Below are 1,797 nucleotides of genomic sequence, written 5' to 3' on the forward strand. Positions count from 1 at the left end.
GCTCAAGCTACATGGCTCAGTGATAAAGAGAAGCAGGATCTCGAAAGCGCGCTTGCCGCTGAACAAGTTGGCATTAAAGCGGTGAAAAACTACGCCGAAGCCTTTCGCTCGCCGAAAGTGATCATCCTCGCGTTGCAGTTTTTCTGCTGGAGCATTGGGGTTTACGGCTTCGTGCTGTGGCTGCCGTCGATCCTCAAGGCCGGCGCAAAGATGGACATGGTTCAGGCGGGTTGGCTGTCGGCGCTGCCGTATCTGGCCGCTGTGATTGGCATGCTGCTGGTGTCCTGGGGTTCGGACAAATTGCAGAAGCGTAAACGCTTCGTCTGGCCGCCGCTGCTGATTGCCTCCATCGCTTTCTACGCCTCTTATGCGTTGGGCGCCGAACATTTCTGGTGGTCTTACACCCTGTTGGTGATTGCCGGCGCCTGTATGTATGCGCCTTACGGGCCGTTTTTCGCGATCATCCCGGAGATTCTTCCGGCCAACGTCGCCGGGGGCGCCATGGCGCTGATCAACAGCATGGGCGCGCTGGGTTCGTTTGGCGGCTCGTATCTGGTCGGCTACTTGAACAGCAGCACCGGATCGCCAGGCGCTTCGTATTTGCTGATGAGCGGCGCGTTGATGCTCTCGGTGGTGCTGACTCTATGCCTCAAGCCCGGTGCCAGTGACCGGGTCGTGGAGAAGGCGGCTGCGCAACGTTCAGCCGCTGCTCACCCTTGAATTGAAATTGAGAACACGACGATGAAAAAGCAGGTTGTGCTGTACAAGAAACTCTCGCCGCTGCTCATGGCTCGCCTGCATGAGCACACCGAGGTGACGCTGATCGACAACCTCAACCCGGAGGGGCTCGCGCAATTGCGTGAGGCCCTGCCTCGCGCCCACGGTCTGCTGGGTGCGAGCCTGAAACTGGACGCGGATTTATTGGAGCTGGCGCCGAATCTCGAAGCCATCGCCAGCGTCTCCGTCGGCGTCGACAACTACGACATTGACTACCTCACCGAGCGCCGCATCCTGCTCAGCAACACGCCTGACGTGCTGACTGAAACGACCGCGGACACCGGTTTCGCACTGATTCTGGCAACCGCCCGGCGTGTGGTGGAACTGGCGAACATGGTTCGCAACGGCGAGTGGAAGCGCAACATCGGCCCGGCGCATTTCGGCACCGATGTGCATGGAAAAACCCTGGGCATCATCGGCATGGGCCGCATCGGCGAGGCATTGGCGCAGCGCGGGCATTTCGGGTTTGGCATGCCGGTGATTTATCACAGCCACACTCCGAAACCGGCGGTGGAGCAGCGTTTCAATGCGCAGTACAGAAGCCTGACGGAGTTGTTGCAGCAGGCGGATTTCATTTGCCTGACCTTGCCGTTGACGGCTGAAACCGAGGGGTTGATCGGCGCTAAAGAGTTCGCCTTGATGCGCCCGCAGAGCATCTTCATCAACATTTCCCGGGGCAAGGTGGTGGACGAAGCGGCGCTGATTGAAGCGTTGCGCGCGGGGCAGATTCGGGGGGCGGGGCTGGATGTGTTCGAGCGTGAGCCGCTGGACCTGGATTCGCCGTTGTTGACGTTGAACAACGTGGTGGCGACGCCGCACATGGGGTCGGCGACGCATGAGACGCGAGAGGCGATGGCTACGTGTGCGGTGGATAATCTGCTGATGGCGTTGGCTGGAGAGCGACCGAAAAATCTGGTGAATGCAGGGGCGTGGCAAAGCTCAGTCATTTAGCGTTTGTTAGTCAGCCTTCGCGAGCAAGTCGAATCGTCGCACCGCCAATCCCACATTTGATTTGTGAAC

2 protein-coding genes are annotated in these 1,797 nt (G+C 59.4%); both read left to right on the forward strand.

Annotated elements, in window-relative coordinates; translation table 11 throughout:
- The coding region (locus tag AC1DRJ_RS26325; protein ID WP_477804727.1) for an MFS transporter at nucleotides 1-720 on the forward strand (720 nt) is incomplete at its 5' end.
- A 21-nt stretch (nucleotides 721-741) separates the two neighbouring features.
- Nucleotides 742-1,728: an NAD(P)-dependent oxidoreductase gene (locus AC1DRJ_RS26330; RefSeq protein WP_477804728.1), complete on the forward strand. Its 987-nt coding sequence runs from the start codon at nucleotides 742-744 to the stop codon at nucleotides 1,726-1,728.
- Nucleotides 1,729-1,797 lie beyond the last annotated feature (69 nt).

It is taken from the genome of Pseudomonas sp. P5_B2 (assembly GCF_056400445.1).